This window comes from Paraburkholderia sp. A3BS-1L (assembly GCF_051125215.1).
Lineage (GTDB): Bacteria > Pseudomonadota > Gammaproteobacteria > Burkholderiales > Burkholderiaceae > Paraburkholderia.
In genome coordinates this window covers 1,160,321-1,175,958 of the sequence record NZ_CP120442.1, presented here as the reverse complement: position 1 = coordinate 1,175,958, position 15,638 = coordinate 1,160,321, and the positions used below count along the sequence as shown (strand labels likewise).

The 15,638-nt window shown below is 62.9% G+C and carries 15 protein-coding genes and 1 tRNA gene; 1 reads left to right on the top strand and 15 read right to left on the bottom strand.

Translation table 11 applies throughout. From position 1 onward, the window contains the following. Positions 1 to 117 precede the first annotated feature (117 nt). From nuoF to P5W99_RS05240, 13 genes are all read right to left on the bottom strand, one after another. Complete coding sequence (gene nuoF / locus P5W99_RS05300; RefSeq protein WP_421023559.1) at positions 118 to 1,446, bottom strand: NADH-quinone oxidoreductase subunit NuoF; 1,329 nt, start codon at positions 1,444 to 1,446, stop codon at positions 118 to 120. Beyond that, a complete protein-coding gene (nuoE, locus tag P5W99_RS05295; RefSeq protein WP_421079222.1) occupies positions 1,443 to 1,928 on the bottom strand; it encodes an NADH-quinone oxidoreductase subunit NuoE in 486 nt (161 codons plus the stop codon). The genes nuoF and nuoE overlap by 4 nt, the downstream gene beginning before the upstream one ends. A 152-nt stretch (positions 1,929 to 2,080) precedes the next feature. Continuing rightward, positions 2,081 to 3,334 carry an NADH-quinone oxidoreductase subunit D gene (locus tag P5W99_RS05290; protein WP_421023557.1) on the bottom strand — a complete coding sequence of 418 codons (1,254 nt, stop codon included), beginning with the start codon at positions 3,332 to 3,334 and terminating at the stop codon, positions 2,081 to 2,083. Positions 3,335 to 3,343: 9 nt separating this feature from the next. Further along, positions 3,344 to 3,949 (bottom strand): NADH-quinone oxidoreductase subunit C, encoded by a 606-nt coding sequence (locus tag P5W99_RS05285; RefSeq protein ID WP_421023556.1) that lies wholly within the window; start codon positions 3,947 to 3,949, stop codon positions 3,344 to 3,346. Between the two features lie 23 nt (positions 3,950 to 3,972). After that, complete coding sequence (locus P5W99_RS05280; RefSeq protein ID WP_035534401.1) at positions 3,973 to 4,452, bottom strand: NuoB/complex I 20 kDa subunit family protein; 480 nt, start codon at positions 4,450 to 4,452, stop codon at positions 3,973 to 3,975. A gap of 72 nt (positions 4,453 to 4,524) precedes the next feature. After that, complete coding sequence (gene ndhC / locus P5W99_RS05275; protein WP_421044087.1) at positions 4,525 to 4,884, bottom strand: NADH-quinone oxidoreductase subunit A; 360 nt, start codon at positions 4,882 to 4,884, stop codon at positions 4,525 to 4,527. Between the two features lie 161 nt (positions 4,885 to 5,045). Beyond that, positions 5,046 to 5,130, bottom strand: a tRNA-Leu gene (locus P5W99_RS05270). Positions 5,131 to 5,241: 111 nt separating this feature from the next. Beyond that, positions 5,242 to 5,628, bottom strand: coding sequence for a preprotein translocase subunit SecG (secG, locus tag P5W99_RS05265; RefSeq protein ID WP_434662457.1), 387 nt, complete (start codon positions 5,626 to 5,628; stop codon positions 5,242 to 5,244). A 100-nt stretch (positions 5,629 to 5,728) separates the two neighbouring features. Further along, positions 5,729 to 6,511: a triose-phosphate isomerase gene (tpiA, locus tag P5W99_RS05260; protein WP_421079221.1), complete on the bottom strand. Its 783-nt coding sequence runs from the start codon at positions 6,509 to 6,511 to the stop codon at positions 5,729 to 5,731. 179 nt (positions 6,512 to 6,690) lie between these two features. Then, entirely contained in the window at positions 6,691 to 7,707 is a 1,017-nt protein-coding gene (locus P5W99_RS05255) for an NAD(P)H-quinone oxidoreductase (RefSeq protein ID WP_421023553.1), read from the bottom strand. 94 nt (positions 7,708 to 7,801) lie between these two features. Then, on the bottom strand, positions 7,802 to 9,949 hold the full coding sequence (pnp, locus tag P5W99_RS05250; protein ID WP_421023552.1) for a polyribonucleotide nucleotidyltransferase: 2,148 nt from the start codon (positions 9,947 to 9,949) through the stop codon (positions 7,802 to 7,804). Between the two features lie 344 nt (positions 9,950 to 10,293). After that, on the bottom strand, positions 10,294 to 10,563 hold the full coding sequence (rpsO, locus tag P5W99_RS05245; protein ID WP_027795476.1) for a 30S ribosomal protein S15: 270 nt from the start codon (positions 10,561 to 10,563) through the stop codon (positions 10,294 to 10,296). A 147-nt stretch (positions 10,564 to 10,710) separates the two neighbouring features. Further along, on the bottom strand, positions 10,711 to 12,024 hold the full coding sequence (locus tag P5W99_RS05240) for a branched-chain amino acid ABC transporter substrate-binding protein (protein ID WP_434662454.1): 1,314 nt from the start codon (positions 12,022 to 12,024) through the stop codon (positions 10,711 to 10,713). A gap of 259 nt (positions 12,025 to 12,283) precedes the next feature. On the opposite strand from P5W99_RS05240, the gene P5W99_RS05235 reads away from it, so the two are divergent. Next, complete coding sequence (locus P5W99_RS05235) at positions 12,284 to 12,754, top strand: hypothetical protein (protein ID WP_421045037.1); 471 nt, start codon at positions 12,284 to 12,286, stop codon at positions 12,752 to 12,754. Between the two features lie 133 nt (positions 12,755 to 12,887). Here P5W99_RS05235 and P5W99_RS05230 read toward each other — a convergent pair whose 3' ends face one another. Together P5W99_RS05230 and pssA are read right to left on the bottom strand one after the other, a co-directional pair. Continuing rightward, positions 12,888 to 14,432 (bottom strand): 2-isopropylmalate synthase, encoded by a 1,545-nt coding sequence (locus tag P5W99_RS05230; protein ID WP_434662134.1) that lies wholly within the window; start codon positions 14,430 to 14,432, stop codon positions 12,888 to 12,890. Between the two features lie 326 nt (positions 14,433 to 14,758). Then, entirely contained in the window at positions 14,759 to 15,637 is an 879-nt protein-coding gene (gene pssA / locus P5W99_RS05225; RefSeq protein WP_421023549.1) for a CDP-diacylglycerol--serine O-phosphatidyltransferase, read from the bottom strand. Between the last annotated feature and the right edge of the window lies 1 nt (position 15,638).

The following is a 15,638-nucleotide window of genomic DNA, read 5'->3' as shown; positions in this document are numbered from 1 at the left end:
GATGGTTAATCGTCCCTAACCTGTTACCGCTCAATTACCCAGCGGCATGCCCCGTCACATCGCCGTTGCGTTCCGCCACGCGGTTCGCGCCCAACACGCCTTTGCCTTTAAGCCGCCTTATGCAGCCACAGTTTGCGAGGCCGCGTGCGAGCCGGCATGTCCGCCGACCAGGCAACGCTTGTTGTGCACGTGATATTCGAATTCGTCCCAATAGTGCTTGAGCATGCCGCGCACCGGCATGGCCGCTGCATCGCCGAGTGCGCAGATCGTCCGGCCCATGATGTTGCCCGCCACCGAGTTCAGCAGGTCCAGGTCTTCCTGGCGGCCCTGGCCATGCTCGATGCGATTCACGACGCGATAGAGCCAGCCGGTACCCTCTCGGCACGGCGTGCATTGGCCGCACGACTCTTCATAGTAGAAGTACGACAGACGCAGCAGCGAGCGCACCATGCAGCGCGTTTCGTCCATGACGATGACCGCGCCCGAGCCGAGCATCGAGCCCTGCTTGGCAATGGAGTCATAGTCCAGGTCCGTCTGCATCATCAAGTCGCCCGGAATGACCGGCGCCGACGAGCCACCCGGAATCACGGCCTTGAGCTTCTTGCCGCCGCGCACGCCGCCGGCGAGTTCCATGAGCTTCGCGAACGGCGTGCCAAGCGGAACCTCGTAGTTGCCCGGACGCTCCACGTCGCCCGAGATGGAGAAAATCTTGGTGCCGCCGTTGTTCGGCTTGCCAATCTCCATGTACGTCTGCGGACCAACGGTCAGCAGGAACGGCACCGCGGCGAACGTCTCGGTATTGTTGATCGTGGTGGGCTTGCCGTACACGCCGAAGCTCGCCGGGAACGGCGGCTTGAAGCGCGGCTGGCCCTTCTTGCCTTCGAGCGACTCGAGCAGCGCGGTTTCTTCGCCGCAGATGTACGCGCCATAACCGTGGTGCGCGTGCAGCTGGAACGAGAAGTCCGTGCCGAGAATGTTGTCGCCGAGGTAGCCAGCCTGGCGCGCCTCTTCAAGCGCGGCCTCGAAGCGGCGATAGACCTCGAAGATTTCGCCGTGGATGTAGTTGTAGCCTACAGTGATACCCATCGCGTACGCGCCGATGGCCATGCCTTCGATCACGGAATGCGGATTCCAGCGCAGGATGTCGCGATCCTTGAACGTGCCCGGCTCGCCTTCGTCCGAATTGCAGACGAGATACTTCTGCCCCGGGAACTGACGCGGCATGAAGCTCCACTTCAGGCCCGTCGGGAAGCCCGCACCACCACGACCGCGCAGGCCGCTGGCCTTGACGTCGGCGATGACCTGCTCGGGCGGAATCTTTTCTTCGAGGATGCGGCGCAACTGCTTGTAGCCGCCACGCGCGACATAGTCTTCGAGATGCCAGTTCTCGCCGTTCAGGCCCGCGAGAATCAGAGGTTGAATGTGACGATCGTGCAACGAAGTCATTTCGAAAGCTCCTCGAGCAGCTGGTCGATCTTCTCGCGGCTCATGAAGCTGCACATGCGGTGGTTGTTCACCAGCAGCACCGGTGCGTCGCCGCACGCGCCCATGCACTCACCTTCCTTCAAGGTGAACTTGCCGTCGGGCGTGGTTTCGCCGAAGTCGATTCCGAGCTTCTGCTTCAGATATTCAGCCGTGCTTTCCGCACCGCCATCCGGGCCGAGCTGGCACGGCAGGTTCGTGCAGAGCGTGATCTTGTGCTTGCCGACAGGCTTCGTCTCGAACATCGTGTAGAAGGTGGCGACTTCCTGGACCGCGACAGGCGGCATGCCAAGATAATCGGCCACGAACTGCATGATTTCGGGCGACAGCCAGCGATGCTCTTCCTGAGCAACGGCCAACGCCGCCATCACGGCAGACTGTTTCTGATCGGCGGGGTACTTCGTCAACGCGCGATCGATTTCTTTCAGGCCTTCAGCTGAGATCATTTTCAGACACGACTCTTTCATTTCCTACCGTTGCAATTCCCGCCACACAAACTCCCGTCGCGCGTGAAGCGTACCTGCTCGCTGCGACAGACGTGGCGTTCCCGGTATTTCGCCATGCGCCCTCTTGCCAGGACGCACCGGCAGTTTGCTGCTTAGCGGTCAATTTCACCGAACACGATGTCCTGCGTGCCGATGATCGTGACCGCGTCGGCAATCATGTGACCGCGCGCCATCTCATCCAGCGCGGACAGATGGGCATAGCCCGGTGCGCGGATCTTCAGACGATACGGCTTGTTGGCGCCATCCGACACCAGGTAGATGCCGAATTCGCCCTTTGGATGCTCCACGGCTGCGTAGGCCTCGCCTTCGGGCACGTGGAAACCTTCGGTGAAGAGCTTGAAGTGGTGAATCAGCTCTTCCATGTTCGACTTCATGTTGACGCGCGACGGCGGCGCAACCTTGTGATTGTCGACCATCACTGGGCCAGGATTCTTGCGCAGCCACTCAATGCACTGTTTCGCGATGCGAGTCGATTGACGCATTTCCTCGACGCGAACGAGGTAGCGGTCGTAGCAGTCGCCGTTCACACCCACGGGGATGTCGAAGTCGAGCTGGTCATAAACCTCGTAAGGCTGCTTCTTGCGCAGATCCCACTCGATGCCCGAGCCGCGCAGCATCGCGCCGGTCAGGCCCAGTTGCATCGCGCGCTCCGGCGTCACCACGCCGATGCCCACGAGACGCTGCTTCCAGATGCGGTTGTCGGTGAGGAGCGTTTCATACTCGTCGACGCAAGCGGGGAAGCGCGTGAAGAAGTCGTCGATGAAGTCCAGCACCGAGCCCTGGCGCGCCTCGTTCATGCGCGCGAGCGCCTTCTCGTTGTGGATCTTCGAAGCCTTGTACTGCGGCATCGCGTCGGGCAGATCGCGGTACACACCGCCCGGACGATAGTAAGCCGCGTGCATGCGCGCGCCCGAGACCGCCTCGTAGACATCCATCAGGTCTTCGCGCTCGCGGAACGCGTAGAGGAACACCGCCATCGCGCCCACGTCGAGCCCGTGCGAGCCGATCCACATCAGGTGGTTGAGCACGCGCGTGATTTCGTCGAACAGCACGCGAATGTACTTCGCGCGAATCGGCACCTCGATGCCGAGCAGTTTCTCGATGGCAAGCACATAGCCGTGCTCGTTGACCATCATCGACACGTAGTCGAGACGGTCCATGTACGGGACCGACTGAATGAAGGTCTTGTTTTCTGCGAGCTTTTCCGTCGCACGGTGCAGCAGGCCGATGTGCGGATCGGCGCGCTGGATCACTTCGCCGTCGAGCTCGAGCACGAGGCGCAGCACGCCGTGCGCTGCCGGGTGCTGCGGGCCGAAGTTGAGCGTGTAGTTCTTGATCTCTGACATGCGACCCTCTTAGTGTTTCCTCAGACCACCGTAGCGATCCTCGCGGATCACGCGCGGCGTGATTTCGCGCGGCTCGATCGTGACCGGCTGGTAAACCACGCGCTTCTGCTCCGGGTCGTAACGCATTTCGACGTAGCCCGAGATCGGGAAGTCTTTACGGAACGGGTGGCCGATGAAACCGTAGTCGGTCAGGATGCGGCGCAAGTCGGGGTGACCTTCGAAGACGATGCCGAACAGGTCGAACGCCTCGCGCTCGTACCAGTTGGCCGAACTCCAGATGTCGACAAGCGAGGACACGATGGGCACGTCGTCATCCGGCGCGAACACGCGCAGGCGCAGACGCCAGTTATTCGTGATGGAGAGCAGATGCGACACGGCCGCGAAGCGCTGGCCTTCCCAAGCGCCATCGCCGTATGTCTGATAGTCGACGCCACACAGGTCAATCAACTGCTCGAAGCGAAGCGACGGATTGTCGCGGAGCTCCTTCGCCACGCTGAGGTAATCTGCAGAGCTTATGACCAAGGTCAATTCGCCGAGCGCTTCGGTGAGACTGACGACGCGCGCACCGAGGGCCGCTTCGAGGTTCGCTTTCAGGGTCTCGAGTTTGCTTGCCATATTATGGGGGAGGCGCTTGGCCTTTATTGACGGGCGATGGTGCTGGTACGACGGATCTTCGCCTGCAACTGGATGATCCCGTACACGAGGGCTTCCGCTGTCGGGGGACAACCCGGCACGTAGACGTCGACCGGCACGATGCGATCACACCCGCGCACGACCGAATACGAATAGTGGTAGTAGCCGCCGCCGTTTGCGCACGACCCCATCGAAATCACCCAGCGCGGCTCGGCCATCTGATCGTAGACCTTGCGCAACGCGGGCGCCATTTTGTTGCACAGCGTGCCGGCAACGATCATCACGTCTGACTGACGCGGGCTCGGGCGAAACACCACGCCGAAGCGGTCGAGGTCGTAACGGGCCGCGCCCGCGTGCATCATCTCGACCGCGCAACACGCAAGACCGAACGTCATCGGCCACAGCGAGCCGGTGCGCGTCCAGTTGATCAGCTTGTCAGCCGTCGTGGTGACAAACCCTTCCTTCAAGACCCCTTCGATACTCATGTGCTTTCCACTCCAGACGGACGGCCTGCGGCGTGTCCGCAGCGCCACCCATGCTATCCGGCGATTAACCTCTTATTCCCAGTCGAGACCGCCCTTCTTCCAGATGTAGGCAAAGCCCAGCAGGAATTCGAGCAGAAACAGCATCATCGACAGGAAGCCCGGCCAGCCGATATCGCGCAGGGCAACACCCCACGGAAACAGGAACGCCGTTTCGAGGTCAAAGATGATGAAGAGAATGGCCACGAGGTAATACCGTACATCGAACTTCATGCGCGCGTCTTCGAACGCTTCGAAGCCGCACTCGTACGGTGAAATTTTTTCGCTGTCGGGCCGGTTGGGACCGAGGATCTTGCCGATGCTAACCAACGCCACGCCCAGACCAAGACCTACGAGAAGGAATAACAGGACGGGGTAATAGGTAGCGAGATTCAAGGCTATCCTCTTTCGGTTGGTTCTGAGGTTCCGCAGGAACTTCAAGTCGCGCTGCGGGAATCACTTTACGTACTTCGCGCTACGAACGAAACGAACACGACGTATAAAACAAAAATGCCAGCCGAAGCTGAAGCAAGCGGCTGGCATTTTTTAGATAACATTGGTGCCGACGGCGAGACTCGAACTCGCACAGCTTTCGCCACTACCCCCTCAAGATAGCGTGTCTACCAATTTCACCACGTCGGCACTACATGCAATCCGGGACAACAATTTCATGCAACCCGCGAATCGCTTCAAGACTTAAATTCTAACTTGTTCCCGCTCTTTGTTCAATGCACAAAAACAAGTTTTTCAGAATTATTTCGGTACGTCGTTGCTGGCGGCGGCCGGCGCTGCCGCCGGAGCGCTAGCCGCGGAAACCGCAGGAACAGATGCAGCAACCGGCGCCGAAGCCGCGACGGGAGCCGGCGCCGTAGCGCCCAGCAAGCCTGCCGAAGGCTTCGAATGATAAGACCCCAAGTAAGTTAATGCAAGCGTCGAGACAAAAAAGACCGTTGCAAGAATCGCCGTTGTGCGCGACAGAAAGTTCGCGGCGCCGGTCGCGCCAAACAGGCTACCCGAAGCACCGCTGCCGAACGCGGCGCCCATGTCGGCGCCCTTGCCGTGCTGCAGCAGAACGAGGCCGATCACCCCGAGCGCCGACAGAATCTGGACGACGATAATCAACGTTTTCAAATACAGCATCACACTCACCTGAGTCCTTGTTGAGCACAGCCTCCCCGGAGGCATGCGCATGTGCGGCCGGCACGAGCCTCGCGGGAGGCGACGTGCCCAAGCCTTACTCTTATCCCGCGACGCTTGCGCCCGCCCCAGCGGCCGCGCAAATCGCGAGGAAATCTCCAGCCTTCAGCGCAGCGCCGCCGATCAGGCCACCATCGATATCGGCCTGACGGAACAACTCCGCCGCATTCTCCGGCTTCACGCTGCCGCCGTACAGCAGCGGCACGTCCGCCACCTGCGCGCCCTTCGCGGCAAGCCGCGCACGCAGGAACGCATGTACCTGCTGCGCCTGTTCCGCAGTCGCGCTCTTGCCCGTGCCAATGGCCCAGACCGGCTCATAGGCTACGACGATGCGCGCCGCCTCTTCGACCGACAGCACCGCCAGCACTGCGTCCAGCTGCGCGCCGACCACTTGCTCGGTCGTACCGCCTTCACGCTGCTCCAGCGTCTCGCCCACGCAGACGATCGGCGTGAGGCCGGCCGCAAGCGCGCGCTGCGTCTTCTGCGCAACGAGTTCGGAGCTTTCGCCGTGATACGCACGACGCTCCGAGTGACCGACGATCGCGAACCCTGCCTCGAATTCGGCAACCATGCCCGCTGCGACTTCGCCCGTCCAGGCGCCCTGCTCGTGCGCGGACACGTCCTGCGCGCCCCAGACTACGCGGCTGCCGCCGAGCAAAGCCTGAGCCTGCGCGAGATAGGGAAACGGCACGCACACGCCGACGCGCACCCCGGCGTGCAGCGACTGCACGCCCTGCACGACGCCTTCGAGCAATGCCGCATTGGCCGCGAGGCGACCATGCATCTTCCAGTTACCGACTACGAGGTTCGATCGTTGATTCGTCATTGTTCCGGTTGCTGTTAAAAGCGGACGCAAAACACAGAATTTTACTGCGTGCAATCGAGGCGGGTCAAACCGGCCTGCTCCGGACCCGCGAAAAAAGCATCAAAAAAATGCCGAAAAATCAAAGCATGAACCCGCCGTTGCCCCATACAGCGAGCCCGCGCGGGTTCATAGCCGCGCCATCAGGTCGACTGCCCCCAATCGAGCATGATCTTGCCGATGTGTTCGCTGCTCTCCATCAGCGCGTGGGCCTCGGCCGCCCGCGCAGCCGGGAAGACGCGGAAGACGACCGGCTTGATCCGCCCCTCTTCAAGCAGCGGCCACACATTCGCCTTCAATTCCTGGGCGATCTGCGCCTTGAATTCAACCGAACGGGCGCGCAGTGTCGAGCCCGTAATCGTCAGGCGGCGGCGCAAGATTTCGCCCATGTTGACCTCGGCCTTCGAGCCGCCGAGCGTCGCAATCAGTACGATGCGGCCGCCATTGGCCAGTGCCGAAAGCTCGCGCGACACGTAACCGCCCGCAACCATGTCGAGAATCACGTCGACGCCACGGTCGTTCGTGAGCGCCTTAACGACCTCCACGAAATCTTCGTTGCGATAGTTGATGGCGCGGTCGGCGCCCAACTGCTCGCAGGCCCGGCACTTGTCGTCCGACCCCGCGGTCGCGAAGACGCGAAAGCCGAGTGCATGCGCAATCTGGATAGCCGTAACGCCGATCCCGCTCGAACCGCCCTGCACGAGCAGCGTCTCGTTCTCGCCGCCCTCGCCCTTGCCAAGCAAGGCGCGCTGGAACACGTTGCTCCACACCGTGAAATAGGTCTCGGGCAACGACGCCGCTTCAATATCCGTGAGTCCCTTCGGCACCGGCAGGCACTGACCGAGCGGCGCGACCGCGTACTCGGCGTAGCCGCCGCCCGCGATCAGCGCGCACACACGATCGCCGAGCTTCAGGCCGAACGGATTGCTCTTTTCGTCGATCGTCCCGCCGACGATCTCGCCCGCCACTTCGAGCCCCGGCAGATCGGAAATCCCCGGCGGCGGCGCATACGAACCCTTGCGCTGAAACACGTCGGGGCGATTCACGCCCGACGCACCCACCTTGATCAGCACCTCGCCGGCCTTCGGCTCGGGCATCGGGCGCTCGGTCAGCTTGAGCACGTCCGGCGCACCGAATTCAGTAATTTCCACTGCCTTCATCTCGCGTCTCCGTAGGGCGTAAACCTCAATCTCACATTCTCATAAAAAAACGGCCGGCGCGCTCATCGCGTGCCGGCCGTTTCAGCAATCCGCCTTACTGCTGCGGCTCGCCCTGCGGTGCGCCGTTAGCGGCTGCTTCGTTGAGCAGCGCCTTGGCGGACAGGCGCACGCGGCCCTTCTCGTCCGTCTGGATGACCTTGACCTTCACGATCTGGCCTTCCTTCAGGTAGTCGTTGATGTCCTTGATGCGCTCGTTGGCGATTTCGGAAATATGCAGCAGGCCATCCTTGCCCGGCAGCAGGTTCACGATCGCGCCGAAGTCGAGCAGCTTGAGGACCGCGCCTTCGTACACCTGGCCCACTTCCACCTCAGCCGTGATGTTCTCGATGCGCTTCTTCGCTTCGGCCATGCCTTCGCTCGAGGTCGAAGCGATGGTCACGACGCCGTCGTCCGAAATGTCGATGGTCGTGCCGGTTTCTTCGGTCAGCGCGCGGATCACCGAACCGCCCTTGCCGATCACGTCGCGGATCTTCTCCGGGTTGATCTTGACGGTGATCATGCGCGGAGCGTAGGCCGACAGTTCCGTGTTCACGCCCGACACCGCCGAGGTCATCTTGCCGAGGATGTGCATACGGCCTTCCTTCGCTTGCGCGAGGGCGACCTGCATGATTTCCTTGGTGATGCCCTGGATCTTGATGTCCATCTGCAGCGCGGTCACGCCAGCTTCCGTGCCCGCAACCTTGAAGTCCATGTCGCCGAGGTGATCTTCGTCACCGAGGATGTCGGTCAGCACAGCGAATTTGTTGCCTTCGAGGATCAGGCCCATCGCGATACCGGCGACGTGCGCCTTCATCGGCACGCCGGCGTCCATCAGCGCGAGGCAGCCGCCGCACACCGAAGCCATCGACGACGAACCGTTCGACTCGGTGATTTCCGAGACCACGCGGATCGAGTAGCCGAACTCTTCGGCGCTCGGCAGGCACGCGACGAGCGCGCGCTTGGCCAGCCGCCCGTGGCCGATTTCACGGCGCTTGGGCGAACCCACGCGGCCCGTTTCGCCGGTCGCGAACGGGGGCATGTTGTAGTGGAGCATGAAGCGGTCGCGGTACTCGCCTTCGAGCGCGTCGATGATCTGCTCGTCGCCCTTGGTGCCGAGCGTCGCGACGACCAGCGCCTGCGTTTCACCGCGCGTGAAGAGCGCCGAACCGTGGGTACGCGGCAGCACGCCGGTGCGGATCTCGATCGGGCGCACGGTGCGCGTGTCACGGCCGTCGATGCGCGGCTCGCCGTTGAGGATCTGCGAGCGGACGATCTTCGCTTCGAGGTCGAAAATGATGTTGCCGACCGTCGCCTTGTCGGCCGCCGTCGTGCCGGCCGCAGCCGCTTCTTCTTCGAGCTTCGCCGACGTTGCTGCGTAGACTTCCTTCAGCTTGGTCGAGCGTTGCTGCTTGTCGCGCAGTTGATATGCGGCGAGCAGATTGTCGTTGGCGATGGCCGTGACGCGCGCGATGAGCGCTTCGTCCTTCGGCGCCGGCTGCCAGTCCCACTCGGGCTTGCCGCCATCACGCACCAGTTCGTGGATTGCGTCGATGGCCGTTTGCATCTGCTCGTGGCCGAACACCACGGCGCCGAGCATCACGTCTTCCGGCAGCTGGTCGGCTTCCGACTCCACCATCAGCACGGCGCGCTCGGTACCGGCCACGACGAGGTCGAGACGCGAGTCCTTGATCTGCGCGCGCGTCGGGTTCAGCACGTATTCGTTGTTGATGTAAGCAACGCGTGCGGCGCCAACCGGACCGTTGAACGGCAGACCCGAGATCGCCAGTGCAGCCGACGCGCCGATCAGCGCAGGGATGTCAGCCGGGATTTCCGGGTTGATCGACAGGACGTGGATCACGACCTGGACTTCGTTGTAGAAGCCTTCCGGGAAAAGCGGGCGCAGCGGGCGGTCGATCAGGCGCGAGATCAGCGTCTCGCCTTCCGACGGACGGCCCTCGCGGCGGAAGAAGCCGCCCGGAATCTTGCCGGCCGAGTAGGTCTTCTCGATGTAGTCGACGGTGAGCGGGAAGAAGTCCTGACCCGGCTTCGCGGTCTTGGCGCCAACGACGGTCGCGAGCACCACGGTGTCTTCGACGTCGACGATTACGGCGCCGCTCGCCTGACGGGCGATTTCACCGGTTTCGAGGCGCACATTGTGCTGGCCCCATTTGAATTCCTTCACGACTTTATTGAACATGGTCATGGTCACTCACTCCTTACTCATTTGTTATGCATCGCCCGCACACGCGGGCGACACGGCAAGACAGAATCCGGCACCGCGCAGGTAGAGGAGTGTTATGCCATTCCAGCGGACCGCGCGGATGCGACGATGACGCGGCGCGTCTACGACGTGTTGTCGCACGATTCGATGGAATGACACAAAGCTCTGCCCCGAGGCCCGGCCCTGCTGCTCTTACTGCTGCTTTTACCGCTATGGTTGCTGCTTCGTACTGCTATCCGGCGCGCATCGCATGAAGCGGACCGTTCAAAAACAAAATGCCTGCATCAGTGGAACTGACACAGGCATCTTTCGGCAAGACCTTGCGATTACTTGCGCAGACCCAGCTTCTCGATCAGTGCGCGGTAGCGATCTGCGTCCTTGCCCTTCAGGTAGTCGAGCAGCTTGCGGCGGCGGCTCACCATGCGCAGCAGACCGCGGCGGCTGTGGTGATCCTTCGCGTGCGACTTGAAGTGGCCGGTCAGTTCGTTGATACGCGACGTCAGGAGGGCAACCTGGACTTCGGGCGAACCCGTGTCACCAGTGCCACGCGCGAATTGCGCGACGATGTCGGACTTCTTGATATCTGCTACGGACATTTTGCTTTTCCTTTAAAACAAACAAGCGGTCACGGAAGAATGGCCGTGCCGTGGTTGTGACTATTGCTGTCTTGCCGTAAATCACGACAAGACGCGCATTGTAGCACAGGCCCGATTCGCCGCGAGCACGGCCTGCGCGGGCCCGGTTCAGGGACGCTTCATCTTGCAGACCGTCGCCGGCACCGTGCGTTCCGCCGGCAGCGTCAGCACCGTGCGAAAGCCGTATCGCGACCCCTCGTTGTCGTAGCGCACGCCCGGCGCGCCCTGCTTGTCCATCTGCATCACGTAAAGGGGCTGGATCACCTGATGATCGTCGGCGCGCATCCACATCGGATGGAAGCTGCTTTCGTCTCCCGCGAAGCGCATGCCCTCGAGCGCCCTCGCGACCGCTTCCGGCTGCGCCGAGCCGGCCTTCGTCATGGCCTGGGCGAGCATCTCCACGAGCATGCTCATGCGCAGCACCGGATAGTCGTCCTGCAGTGCCGGATAGCGGGCCCGGAACGCCGCATACCACGCGTCGGAGCCCGCGCCGCCCGCGTTCGGATGCCAGTCGGCCACGGCGATCACGCGCTTGACGCCGGCCTCGCCGAGCGCCGCCGGCGCGCCGAGACTGTTGCCGTAGAACGTGTAGAACCGGGTGTCGAGCCCCTGTTCGCGCGCGGCCTTCACGAGCAGCGTGAGATCGCTGCCCCAATTTCCGGTGATGACCGCATCCGCACCCGCCGCGCGAATCTTCGCGACATAAGGCGCGAAATCCTTCACCCGGCCGATCGGATGAAACTCGTCGCCCACCACGGCGATGTCCGGGCGCTGCTTTGCCAGCGCCGCGCGCGCGAGCGTGCTCACATCGTGGCCGAAGCTGTAGTCCTGATTCAGCAGATAGACCTTCCTCACCGATTTGTCGGCGGCGATCACGTCCGCGAGCGCCTCCATGCGCATGCCCGCGTGCGCGTCGAAGCGAAAGTGCCAGAAGCTGCAATTCGCGTTGGTGAGTGCGGGATCGTCGGCCGAATAGTTGAGGAAGAGCTCGCGATTATCGGGCTCGCGCGCGTTCTGGCGATCGATCGCCGCGACGAGCGCCGCCGCCACCGCCGAGCTGTTGCCCTGCAGGATGAAGCCGATATGGCGATCCGCCGCCGCACGCAGCTGCATCAACGCTGCCTCGGTGCTGCCCTTGCTGTCGAGGACCATCAGTTCGAGCGGATGACGCCCATCGGCCAGCGTGACGCCGCCGCGCGCATTCACGCGCTCGACGCCGAAACGCAGATTGCGCTCGACGGCCGCACCCGCGTCCGCGAACGGTCCGGACATGCCTTCGATCAGCGCAAGCTGGATCGGCTGCCCAGCAGGCGCTGGTGCGCTCGCCGCATGCGCGCCAGCCGCCGCCAGCGCCACGCCCAACCCTGTCGCCGCCAGCGCCGCCTTCGCGCGCGTCCATCGTGTCCTGATGCATGACTTCATGCGCCCGCCCTCTTCGTCCATGACCCTGTTCATGTGAAGCGCGGATCATAGGACGCCCATGCGCACCCCGGCAAGCCATCGCGATCCCGACGTGTCAAAATAACGGTTCCAGAGAGGGTTCCAGACAGTTCGAACCCAGCTTCGAATCCGCACGGCGTCCATCGCGCACGTGTCCATGGGGGACTTCATGCTCAAGCGCTTTTCATCCGCCATCGCCGCGCGGCTGCCGCGCGCCAAGTCCCGCGCGCTCGCCGCCAGCATGGGCGCGCTCGCACTCGCCGCCTGCGTGCAGCCGTGGCAGCAATTTCACGCGGGCGACGATGCACAGGCCGTGGTTGCCCGCTTCGGCCCGCCGCGCGAAGTCTACGATCTCCCCAACGGCGGCAAGCGCCTGATGTGGCCCACCCAGCCGATGGGCGAAACCACCGTCGCCGCCGACATCGACGCCAGCGGCAAGGTGCAGAGCGTGCGCCAGGTGCTGCAACCCAACGAGTTCTACAAAGCCGAGATCGGCAAATGGACGCGCACCGATGTGCTCGTGAACTTCGGCCGTCCGGTAGAAACCGCCTACTTCCCGCTGATGAAGCGCGATGCCTGGACCTACCGCTACCTCGAAGACGGCGTCTGGTACATGCTCTACAGCTTCTATTTCGACGACCAGGGCATTCTGCGGCTCACACAAAAGACCCCCGATCCGCTTCACGATCCCGACCGGCGCAGCGTGTTCTAAGTCCGCAAGCGGTCCCCGCGCATCGCCAGCAACCCTGCAAGACAAAGCCCCCGCGCTCACACGAGCACGGGGGCTTGTTATTTGGGCGGCGCGGCGCAGGCAGGGCAAATCGCCCCCGCCGCGCTGGCACCGCCTATGAACGCTGCGGATTGAGCTTGTCGCCCGAATAAAGCTTGTTCAGCGCCGAAATATAAGCCTTCGCCGAGGCGGCAACGATATCCGGATCGGTTCCCACGCCGTTGACGATGCGGCCTGCCTTCGAGAGGCGCACGGTCACTTCGCCCTGCGCCTGGGTGCCCGTCGTAATTGCGTTGACCGAGTACAGCAGCAGTTCCGAGCCGCTGCCCACTTCGGTTTCGATGGCGTTGAGCGTGGCGTCCACCGGGCCATTGCCCGCGGCTTCGCCGGTCACTTCCTTGCCGTCCGCCGAGAACACCACGCGAGCGTGCGGGCGCTCGCCCGTCTCCGAGTGCTGCGCGAGGGAAATGAACTTGAAGTGCTCCTTCTCCTGCGCTTCCGCCGACTCCTCGGTCACGATCGCGATGATGTCTTCGTCGAAGATTTCGGCCTTGCGGTCGGCCAGTTCCTTGAAGCGCGCGAACGCGCTGTTGAGCTCAGCTTCGCTTTCGAGCGCAATGCCGAGTTCCTGCAGGCGCTGCTTGAACGCGTTGCGGCCCGACAGCTTGCCGAGCACGATCTTGTTCGCGGTCCAGCCCACATCTTCCGCGCGCATGATTTCGTACGTGTCGCGCGCCTTGAGCACGCCGTCCTGATGGATGCCCGACGCATGCGCGAACGCGTTCGCGCCCACCACGGCCTTGTTCGGCTGCACCACGAAGCCGGTGATCTGCGAAACGAGCTTCGAGGCCGGCACGATCTGCGTGGTGTCGAGGCCGAGCTCGAGGCCGAAGTAGTCCTTGCGGGTCTTTACCGCCATGACGATTTCTTCGAGCGAGGTGTTGCCCGCGCGCTCGCCCAGACCGTTGATGGTGCACTCCACCTGACGCGCGCCGCCAATCTGCACGCCGGCGAGCGAGTTGGCGACGGCCATGCCGAGGTCGTTGTGGCAATGCACCGAGAACACCGCCTTGTCCGAATTCGGAATGCGCTCGCGCAGCGTCTTGACGAGGTTGCCGTAAAGCTCCGGAATGCCGTAGCCCACTGTATCGGCGATATTGATCGTGGTCGCGCCTTCGGCGATCACCGATTCGATCACGCGGCACAGGAAGTCCATGTCCGAGCGGCTGCCATCTTCGGGCGAGAATTCCACGTCGTTCGTGAACTTTCGCGCGAAGCGCACGGCCAGCTTCGCCTGTTCGAGCACCTGCTCGGGAGACATGCGCAGCTTCTTCTCCATGTGCAGCGCGGAGGTGGCGATGAACGTGTGGATCCGGAAGTGATCGGCGGGCTTGAGCGCGTCGGCGGCGCGCTGGATATCCTTGTCGTTCGCGCGGGCGAGCGAGCAGATGGTGCTGTCCTTGATCATGCCGGCGATCGTGTGGATCGCGTCGAAGTCGCCGTTCGAGCTGGCCGCAAAGCCCGCTTCGATGACGTCGATCTTCATGCGCTCGAGTTGCTTCGCGATGCGGATCTTCTCTTCTTTCGTCATCGACGCACCGGGCGATTGCTCGCCATCACGCAACGTCGTATCGAAAATGATGAGCTTGTCTGCTGCCATTTCGGGTCTCCAGGGGGACTTGTTCAGTGTCTAAAAACGGATTTTGGGTGTTCGCGCCACCGTGGGCGACGCTGACAATGAACGAGGCTTACGGAGGGCGAGCGAGATCAGCGCGGCAGGCGCGCTAGCGCTAGCGTGCTTAGTCGCGCGCCGGCTTGAAGGGAGAAGAAGGGGAACAGGATGGTGTCCATGTCGGCGACTATAGCCGGATTCCACCGATAGCGCAATTGGCAAGGGCCCACGGTTCCGGGAAGCGGAATTAAAAGGGCCGCGCTCGTGCGCGGCCCTTCATACGTTTGCCCAAGGCTTGCCTGGAGTCAGGCGCCCTACCGCTCGCGCGGCAAAGAACGCGCCGGGTTTGTACGCCCGCGCACGCCCTGCCAGGCCCAGAACACATAGCCCGAAAGTCCGTAGAGCACGAAGAGGCCGAACAGCATCAATGGCGGATCGGACGACACGAGCACGAACGCCACCACCACGAGCAGCGTGGCCGCGAATGGGACGCGATGCCTTACATCGAGCGCTTTGCCGCTATAGAACGGGGCGTTCGAAACCATCGTCACGCCCGCATAGATCGTCAGCGCGAAAGCGGTCCAGGGCAGCCACGAAAGCTTCACCGGCACGCGGTTGTCGGTGGCGAGCCAGACGAAGCCCGCGATCAGCGCCGCTGCCGCCGGGCTCGGCATGCCCTGGAAGAAGCGCTTGTCCACCACGGCGATATTGGTGTTGAAGCGCGCAAGACGCAGTGCGGCGCCCGAGCAGTAGACAAATGCCGCGAGCCAGCCCCAGCGCCCGAGATCCTTGAGCACCCACTCGTACATCACGAGCGCGGGCGCGACGCCGAACGAAACCATGTCCGAAAGGCTGTCGAACTGCTCGCCAAACGCGCTCTGCGAGTGCGTCATGCGCGCGACACGCCCATCCATGCCGTCGAGCACCATCGCCACGAAAATGGCGATGGCCGCCACCTCGAAGCGCACGTTCATGGCCTGCACGACCGCGAAGAAGCCGCAAAACAGCGCCGCGGTGGTGAACGCATTGGGCAGCAAGTAGATGCCGCGCTTTTTCAGGAAGTCCTGGCGCGCGGCACGACGGCTCGCGGCAAGGCCCACGGGATCCTGAACCACCGCCTTGTTGCGCCGAAACGGGCGCGGCAGCGGCGCGCCAGCGGGATTGCGGGGTCGACGCGGTTTAAATCCGGCCATC